Source organism: Pseudomonas sp. TJI-51 (assembly GCF_000190455.2).
Lineage (GTDB): Bacteria > Pseudomonadota > Gammaproteobacteria > Pseudomonadales > Pseudomonadaceae > Aquipseudomonas > Aquipseudomonas juntendi.
Genome location: NZ_AEWE02000083.1, coordinates 1 through 8,454, shown reverse-complemented (window position 1 = coordinate 8,454; position 8,454 = coordinate 1). Strand labels below are relative to the sequence as shown.

Genomic DNA, 8,454 nt, shown 5'->3' with positions numbered 1-8,454 from the left:
ATTTGTTAAAGAGCGGTTGGTTAAGAGTGTTTCGTCTCAACCGAGGCGCGCATTCTACGCTTTCCTCATTTGCTGTCAAGCGTTTATTTTGAAGTTTTTTACCGCTGCTTTCTTTCGAAAGCCTACAACTTCAACAACTTACCGCTTGCCTCGAAGCGTTGATCGCTGCGAGGAGGCGAATAATACGCGCTTTGAATTCAGAGTCAACACCTTGTTCCAAAAACTTTTCTCAGCCGTTTCGCCTGCCCCCCGGCAACTAATGAAATCGCCACGAATCTGTAGAGAACCCCACCACGGAGCGAAACGGCCATGAGTGTCGAGCAAAGCGAGAAAACCCCAGGGCTTTCGGCAGATGAAGAGCAGGAAGTCAGCCACAACCAACCGCCACGAGCGGCAGTGCTGCACGAGACCATTCGCTACCAGGGCGATCAGGAACTGGAACGGACCCTCGCCGCCTTGTGGTGGTCGGCTGTCGCCGCCGGTTTGTCCATGGGCTTGTCCCTGATGGCCATGGGACTGTTCTATGCCCGCCTGCCAGAAGGTGAAAGCGCCCAGGTAGTCGCCAGCATCGGCTACAGCGCCGGCTTCCTTGCCGTGATCCTGGCCCGCCAGCAACTGTTTACCGAGAACACCCTGACTGCGGTGCTGCCGGTCATGACCAGCCCTACCCTTGCCAACTTCGGCCGCCTTCTGCGGCTTTGGGGCGTAGTGCTGCTGGGCAACCTGGCGGGTACCCTGCTGGTGGCCTGGGTGATGCTCGAGCTGCCGATCTTCGACAGCAAGACCGACATGGCGTTTCTGGAGATCGGCCGCAAGGTCATGAGCAACGACATCAGCCAGATGTTCGCCAAGGGCATCGTCTCGGGCTGGATGATCGCCACCATGGTATGGATGATCCCCTCGATGGAGAACGCCAAGATCTGGATCATCCTGATGATCACCTACCTGATGGCCATTGGCGACTTCACCCATATAGTAGTGGGCTCGGTCGAGGTGTCCTACCTGGTGTGGGCCGGCGAAGAAACCTGGCGCAGCTTCTGGCTGGAGTTTGCCTTGCCGACACTGGCCGGCAACATCATCGGCGGTAGTTTCATTTTCGCGCTCATCAGCCACGCTCAGGTGCGCAGTGACAGTGGCAAGGCACCCTCGCGGCTGTTGGAGCACGAGCGGGCGCAACGCCAGCGCGGCAAAGACGACACCAAGTGACACTAGCGCGCCGCAACGCTTCGCTCATTCTTCAGGCTGCGCTGGCGCACCGGGCGGGGCTGCCACCAGTTCAGCCCGGCATGCGGCGAGTCGAGGCTCACCCGCTCGCCCATCTGCGGCGTACTGAGCCGTACCTGGGCCTGGTTTGCCAACGCCAGGATGCGCTCGAAGGGTTCCTGCCAGCCGTGGGTGGACAAGTCGAACGTGCCATTATGGATCGGCAGCATCCAGCGCCCGCGTAAATCCAGGTGGGCCTGCAGGCTCTGCTCTGGCTGCATGTGCACATCAGGCCAGGCGAGATTGTAGGCGCCGGTCTCGACCAGGGTCAGGTCAAACGGCCCAAAGCGCTCGCCAATCAGCTTGAACCCGTTGAAATAGCCCGTATCGCCACTGAAGAACACCCGTACGCCTTGGTCGATGATCACCCACGACGCCCACAAGGTGCGATTGCTGTCCAACAGCCCACGCCCGGAAAAGTGCTGGGCCGGGGTAGCAATAAAACGCACACCCTGCACTTCGCTTTCCTGCCACCAGTCCAGCTGACGCACCTTCGCTGGCGCAACGCCCCAACTGATCAGCAGCTCACCCACGCCAAGCGGGGCCAGGAAAACCCCGGTTCGCGAGGCCAGCTGGCGGATTGCCTGCTCGTCGAGGTGATCGAAATGGTCGTGCGACAACACCACCGCCGCCAGTGGCGGCAGCTGGTCAAGCCCCAGCGGGGGCGCATGGAACCGCTGCGGGCCGGCCCACTGCACCGGTGAGGCGCGTTCGGCGAATACCGGGTCGGTAATGAAGAAGCGCCCTCGCAACTTCAGCAATACCGTGGAATGGCCCAGCCGCCACAGACTGCGGTCTGGCGCATCGAGCACCTGCTGGCGGGTCATCGGTTGCAGGCTGACCGGCGTGGTTGGCCGGGTATTCGGCGGTTTGCGCAGGAACAGGTACTTCAGACCGATGCGCAGCTTCTTCAGCAAGCCATCTTTCGGTAGCTGCGCCTGATTGTGAAAACGCCCGTCACGCTGGGGCGCCGGGTCACCGGCAGCATTGGCCAAAGGAACCATCAGCAACACTCCTAGCAACAGGAAAGTCCGCATGTTACCCCACAGTGATCGCATCAACCGTGAATTGGCTTGTAAGGTCATTTTTCAGTGGGGCGACACTGTTCGACAATATTCATGCGATTTATGCGATAAACGGTACCCCGGCAGAAGAACATGACCATGATGCACAACCGCAGCGGCAAAGGCCTTTCGTTCGTCAAGCGCATCTACCCGCCTCGTGTGGTGGGCATGGGCATCGGCCTGTTCAGCGTCATGGCTGGCGTGGCCCCGCAATCCCCGCCCACCTGGGTGTGGGGCCTGATGCTGTTCAATGGCCTGTTGTGGCCCCACGTCGCCTACTTGTGGGCGAGCCGGTCGGCAACCCCGTACCGGGCCGAGCAACGCAACCTGTTGCTGGACTCGCTGCTGGGCGGTTTCTGGGCCGCCGCCATGCACTTCAACCCGCTGCCGACCGTGACCGTGCTGTCGATGATGACCATGAACAACGTGGCCGCCGGGGGCCGGCAATTGGTGCTCAAAGGGGCTGTTGCGCAACTGGCCGGGATTCTGGTCGGCACCCTGCTGCTCGCCCCAGGCCTGCAATTGAATGCCACTGCACTGCAGATATACGCCTGCCTGCCCATGCTGACGCTGTACCCCCTGGCCCTGGGCTGGGTGTGCTACCGGCTGGCAATCCAGCTGGGCGACCATAAACGCCGGCTCAGCGCCCTGAGCCTCACGGATAGCCTCACCGGGTTGCTCAACCACGGCGCCTGGAAAGACCTGTTGCTCGTCAAATACCAAAAATGCAAACAGCAAAAGGCACACGCGGTGATCGCCTTGATCGACATCGATCATTTCAAGACCATCAACGACACCTTTGGCCACGTGGTTGGCGACTGCGTACTGCGCCAGCTCAGCGCCGAGCTGCGCCGCAACCTGCGCGAGTGCGACCAGGCCGGGCGCTACGGTGGCGACGAATTCTGCGTGATCCTGCCGGGTACCAGCGAAGCTCAGGCCTGCCAGATCATGGAACGCCTGCGTGAGCAGGTTTCCGGGTATCGCAACGCGCAGCTCCCTCACCTGCGCATCAGCCTGAGTATTGGCCTGTCGCCTTTCAATGCCAGCCTGGAGTCACCGGAACATTGGCTGCAAGAGGCAGACAAGGCGCTATACACTGCCAAGCACGCTGGCCGCGACCGGGTGAATTTTGCCGGTGGCGCAGCTACCGCACTGAAGCTGGCCTATCCTGATTGAACCTGCTGCCTCACTGCCTGGCAGGAGGTTTCCTGAAGGAGCCGCTCGCGCATGGCCAGGACTGCCAACCTCCCACCCGCCAGCCCTACCCCACGTTTCCAAGTGCGTAACCTGATCGCCGGCTTCAGCACCGTTTACGGTCTGGCTTGCCTGGTCATTCTCGGCGCGCTGTTCAACATCGCCGCAACCCTCGACCAGCAAGAGCGCGAACGCAGCGCCTTCCATGCCAATCAGGCGCTGGAGCAACGGTTACTGGCGTCGCGCCAATTCCTGTCCAGTTATGCCGTATGGGAGGACGCCTTGCAGCACTTGTCTGGCGAAGCCGACTGGCAGTGGGCCTATGATGAAAAGAACATAGGTGAATCGCTGTACAGCGCCAGCGGCTATGAAGGCGTGTTCGTCGTGGAAAACGGCCGCACCACCTATGCCCTGTTCAAAGGCCAGCCCAGCCCCGCAGGCGTAGGCACGTACATAGATGCCCCTATCCAGCCGATCATCGACCAGGCCCGAGCGGCGGCCATTGCCCGCGAGCAGATCACCCGCTTCGTGCTGTTCAATGGCTGGCCGGCCGTGCTCACCGCCGCGGCCATACGGCCAGATCGCGATGTCACTGAAGGCGAAGTGAGCCAGGCGCCGGTCTTGCTGTTCGTCGACCAGCTGACCGAGGCCAAACTGGCGCAGCTGGGTAAGCGTGCAGGCCTGGCCGGCATGCGCGTTGAGAAGGAAGACGCACAAGCCCACCACCACCTGCGCATCAACCTGGGCGACACCGGCTACCATCTGTCGTGGAACAGCGTGTTGCCTGGGCGCCAGCTGCTAGGGGCGGTATTGCCTGCCCTGCTCAGCGCCCTGCTGATCCTTGGGCTGGTCATGCTCTACCTGTGCCGCCATGCGTGGCGCAGCTCCCGGGCCATCGGCTTGACGCTTGCCCACCTGCAGCATAGCAACCTGGCGCTGGAGGCCAGCGAGCAACGTTTTCGCGCGGTGGCCGAGTCGGCATCGGACTGGATCTGGGAGACCGATCGGCACCACCGCCTGACCTACTTGTCGCAACGCTTTGCCAGCGTGACGGGCTACCCGGTCGAAGACTGGCTCGGCCAACCGCTCAACCAGTTGCTGGCCTGCGACACCACGCCCTTGTCGCCCTGGCTGGATGCCCTGGCCACCGCTGACCCACAGCAGCTGGCCAACCTGCGCTGCACCTACCGCGACCAGAATGGCCAGAACCGCTATTGTCGGATTTCCGCCCGCGCCATCTGGCACCAGGACACGGCCGTGGGTTTGCGCGGCACTGCCAGCGATATCACCGACGAAGTCGACGCCCATGCGCGTATTCAGCACCTGTCCTTGCACGACCCACTGACCGGCCTGGCCAACCGCAACAAACTGGCCCGGCACCTGGAACAGGCCCTGCTGCGCGGCACAGACTCACCGCCGTTGACCCTGTTGCTGCTTGACCTGGACAACTTCAAGCCAATCAACGACTCACTCGGCTATGCGGCTGGCGATGCGGTACTGCAGGAAGTGGCAGCCCGCCTGCGCGACACCACCCGCGACGGTGACCTGGTGGCGCGGTTGGGCGGGGACGAGTTCATCGTGGTACTTGGCGGCATGGACAACCGCCAGGAGATCGACCGCTTCTGCGCGCGCCTGATCGGCTTGCTGCAACAACCGGTCATGTTCGACAGCCAACCCCTGCACATTGGCGCCAGCATCGGCATCGCCCAGACCCGCACCCAGGGCTTCGACGCCGGCGAGCTGATTCGCTGTGCCGACATCGCCCTGTACCAGGCCAAGGCAGACGGCAAGAGCACCTGGCGCTACTTCGCCAGCGAAATGAACCAGCAGATCCAGTACCGGCGGCAACTGGAGAACGACCTGCGCCGCGCCCTGCGGAACCAGGAGTTCGAGTTGCACTATCAGCCGCGCTACCGCCTCAGCGACCTGCGCGTGGTCGCGGTCGAGGCGCTGATACGCTGGCAGCACCCTCAGGAAGGGCTGCTGGGGCCGGATACCTTCATCCCGCTGGCCGAACAGAGCGATATCATTGTCGCGCTGGGCCGCTGGGTGCTGCACGAGGCCTGCCGCACCGCCCTTGACTGGCCTGCAGACATCCTGGTGTCGGTCAACCTGTCACCGGCGCAGTTCCTGCGCAGCGATGTGGTGCAAGACGTGCGGGAAATCCTGCTGGGCACGGCATTCCCGGCGCAACGCCTGGAACTGGAGATCACCGAGAATGTGATGCTCAACGACATCGAGGGCGCGCTGGGGACCATGCTGTCGCTCAAAGAACTGGGCGTGCGCCTGAACATGGACGACTTCGGTACCGGCTATTCATCGCTGGGTTACCTGCGAACGTATCCTTTCGACAGCCTCAAGATCGACAAGCGCTTCATCAGTGGCCTGAGCACCAACGGCGGCAGCGACCGTGCGGTGGTCCAGGCCATCATCAACCTGGGCAAGGCAATGGGGCTGACCGTTACGGCCGAGGGCGTGGAAACCGAACAGCAACTAGCCATGCTGCAAATGGACCGCTGCCATGAAGTACAGGGCTATTACCTGAGCCGGCCACTGGATACCGCGGCCATGCGGGCGTTGTTGCAGCGCCCCCGGTAGGCGCGGGTCGAGCCGCCTCTGCACGGTTGCGCGGCAACGCCCCGATCAACCCAACGGGCGCGAGCGGGCCTCAGCCAGTAGGCTGCACCCGCCGCTCGGCGATGATTTCCGGCAAGTCGCCGCGGCGCAGGTAGATGCGCAGCGGCTCGGCGATGTTCAAGCGGTCATCCACGTGCTGGTCCAGCAACAGTGCCAGGCGCTCCCGGCACAGGGCCATGCGCTGCCCCTGCTCGGGGCGCCAGACAAACTCTCTGCAGGGGGTGATGCTGGCGTCAGCGACATCCATACCGAACGCGTCTTCGGAAAAACGCACGATATGAACGCCGCGCTTGTCATGAAAGCCGACGAAGCCTTTGAGCTGGTCAGCTGCGTTGCAGATGTCCTGGGAAGTAATAGCCATGGCGTAACCTCGTGATGAAATCGGAAGATACGCACGCTGGGCAGCACAGGGTCGCCTCTGCCGGGCGCCTCGCCAGTCCAAGCCTAATGCAAGCGGCCGTGCGTGCGCCATGACCCGGCTCAACTTCACGCCGTAGCATCGACCTCGCTGCGAAGCACCTCTGCCAGCCACTGCATGAACGCCTGCACCCGGCGGGGTACATGCCGTTGCCGCGCATACAGCAACGACACGGGCATCGCCGGCGCCTGCCAGGCCGGCAGCAGCGCGACCAGTTCGCCGCGCTGCAGGTGTTCGGCCACCCCCACCGCCGGCACCTGTATCAGCCCCAGCCCGGCCAGGCAGGCTGCCGAATAGGCTTCGGCATTATTGACCGTTACCGCCCCAGCCATGGGCTGGTACTGCACCTGCCCACCTTGCACGTATTCGAAGCCGGCGCAGCGCCCCCCCAGGTTGCGCACGTAGTGCACCAATTGATGCCCTGCCAGGTCCTGCAGGGTACGGGGCACCCCATGGCGTGCCAAGTAAGCCGGGCTGGCACAGTTGCGCATGCTCAATTGCCCGACCGGCCTGGCCACGACATCCAGGTCATGCAAGGCGCCGATGCGCATCACGCAGTCGAAGCCCTCACGCAGCAAATCGACCTGCCGATCGGTGCAACTGAGCTCTACCTGCAAACGTGGAAAACGCTGCAGGAACCGGGGTAACGCGGGAATGATGACCCGCCGCGCCATCATCGTCGGCAGGTCGACACGCAGGCGCCCGGCCAGTTCGGCATCATCGGCGCTGAACAGGCTCTCGATCTCGTCCATACCTGACAGCAGGTCCTTGCTGCGTGTGTACAGCAAGGCACCATCCTGCGTGGCCTGCACCCGGCGGGTGGTGCGGTTGAACAGTTGCGTACCCAGCAGGCGCTCCAGCGCCCTGACCTGTTCCGACACCGTCGAACGTGGCAAGCCCAGGCTCTCGGCGGCCAGGGTAAAGCTGTTCACTTCACTGACCCGCACAAAGGTCCGCAGCAACTCCAACTTATTCACGCCCGCCCTCGACTATCCGGTTGAGGCGAACAGTATTTCCATTTTTGCAGGATTTAACACCTTCCAGCCGACCAATAACCTGTGAGCACCCACCCATCGAGAGGTTCTTACCATGACCCGCAAGATTGCCCTGATCACCGGCGCAAGCCGCGGCCTTGGCCGTAACACCGCCGAGCATCTGGCCGCCCGTGGCATCGACATCATCGGCACCTACAACAGCAAAGCGCAAGAAGCACAGGCCGTGGCGGCCACGCTGGAGCAGGCAGATGTGAAGGCGACCATGCTGCAACTGGATGTGGGTGACGCCAGCAGCTTTGCCGGCTTTGCCGAGCGGCTGGCGGCTGTCTTGCAGCAGCACCACGGTCGCCAGCGTTTCGACTTTCTGGTGAACAATGCCGGCATCGGGTTGAACGTGCCGTATACCGAAACCAGCGAGGCGCAGTTCGACCAACTGCTGAACATTCAGCTCAAAGGCCCGTTCTTCCTCACCCAACGCCTCTTGCCACTGCTTGTCGATAACGGCCGGATCATCAACATTTCGACCGGGCTGGCACGGTTTGCCCTACCAGGGTACGCCGCCTATGCCGCCATGAAAGGCGCGATGGAAGTGCTGACCCGCTACCAGGCCAAGGAACTGGGCGCCCGGGGCATTCGCGTGAACATCCTGGCGCCGGGGGCCATCGAGACCGATTTTGGCGGGGGCGTAGTGCGGGACAACCCGCAGGTGAATGATTACATTGCTGGCAACACCGCGCTGGGACGGGTGGGTTTGCCGGATGACATCGGCGCGGCGATCGCCTTGTTGCTGGAAGACGGTAATGGCTGGATCACCGGGCAGCGCCTGGAGGTTTCGGGCGGCATGTTCCTGTAGTGGCGGGGGGGGGGGGGCCGGGGGCGGGGG

Annotated in this window: 7 protein-coding genes; 4 read left to right on the top strand and 3 right to left on the bottom strand. The window is 62.8% G+C overall.

The genetic code is table 11. The features are described from left to right. The first annotated feature begins 309 nt into the window (after positions 1–309). Positions 310–1,206: a formate/nitrite transporter family protein gene (locus G1E_RS18335; protein ID WP_009684638.1), complete on the top strand. Its 897-nt coding sequence runs from the start codon at positions 310–312 to the stop codon at positions 1,204–1,206. 2 nt (positions 1,207–1,208) lie between these two features. On the opposite strand, the gene G1E_RS18330 is transcribed toward G1E_RS18335, so the two are convergent. Then, entirely contained in the window at positions 1,209–2,300 is a 1,092-nt protein-coding gene (locus tag G1E_RS18330; protein ID WP_047149994.1) for an MBL fold metallo-hydrolase, read from the bottom strand. A gap of 129 nt (positions 2,301–2,429) precedes the next feature. Between G1E_RS18330 and G1E_RS18325 the strand changes: the two genes are divergently transcribed. Further along, positions 2,430–3,503, top strand: a complete 1,074-nt coding sequence (locus G1E_RS18325) for a diguanylate cyclase (RefSeq protein ID WP_033690737.1) — start codon at positions 2,430–2,432, stop codon at positions 3,501–3,503. 51 nt (positions 3,504–3,554) lie between these two features. Further along, on the top strand, positions 3,555–6,119 hold the full coding sequence (locus tag G1E_RS18320; RefSeq protein ID WP_009684634.1) for an EAL domain-containing protein: 2,565 nt from the start codon (positions 3,555–3,557) through the stop codon (positions 6,117–6,119). Between the two features lie 70 nt (positions 6,120–6,189). Here the strand turns inward: G1E_RS18320 and G1E_RS18315 are convergent, their stop codons facing one another. Both G1E_RS18315 and G1E_RS18310 read right to left on the bottom strand, forming a co-directional pair. Then, positions 6,190–6,519: a DUF2025 family protein gene (locus G1E_RS18315; protein WP_009684633.1), complete on the bottom strand. Its 330-nt coding sequence runs from the start codon at positions 6,517–6,519 to the stop codon at positions 6,190–6,192. A 125-nt stretch (positions 6,520–6,644) separates the two neighbouring features. Continuing rightward, entirely contained in the window at positions 6,645–7,553 is a 909-nt protein-coding gene (locus G1E_RS18310) for a LysR family transcriptional regulator (RefSeq protein ID WP_009684632.1), read from the bottom strand. A gap of 112 nt (positions 7,554–7,665) precedes the next feature. Between G1E_RS18310 and G1E_RS18305 the strand changes: the two genes are divergently transcribed. Then, on the top strand, positions 7,666–8,424 hold the full coding sequence (locus G1E_RS18305; protein ID WP_009684631.1) for an SDR family NAD(P)-dependent oxidoreductase: 759 nt from the start codon (positions 7,666–7,668) through the stop codon (positions 8,422–8,424). Positions 8,425–8,454: the final 30 nt, after the last annotated feature.

Excerpts from the sequence above, each read along its gene's own strand:
- G1E_RS18335 (WP_009684638.1), top strand. The coding sequence starts at position 310 with ATGAGTGTCGAGCAAAGCGAGAAAACCCCAGGGCTTTCGGCAGATGAA.
- G1E_RS18330 (WP_047149994.1), bottom strand. The coding sequence starts at position 2,300 with ATGCGGACTTTCCTGTTGCTAGGAGTGTTGCTGATGGTTCCTTTGGCC.
- G1E_RS18325 (WP_033690737.1), top strand. The coding sequence starts at position 2,430 with ATGCACAACCGCAGCGGCAAAGGCCTTTCGTTCGTCAAGCGCATCTAC.
- G1E_RS18320 (WP_009684634.1), top strand. The coding sequence starts at position 3,555 with ATGGCCAGGACTGCCAACCTCCCACCCGCCAGCCCTACCCCACGTTTC.
- G1E_RS18315 (WP_009684633.1), bottom strand. The coding sequence starts at position 6,519 with ATGGCTATTACTTCCCAGGACATCTGCAACGCAGCTGACCAGCTCAAA.
- G1E_RS18305 (WP_009684631.1), top strand. The coding sequence starts at position 7,666 with ATGACCCGCAAGATTGCCCTGATCACCGGCGCAAGCCGCGGCCTTGGC.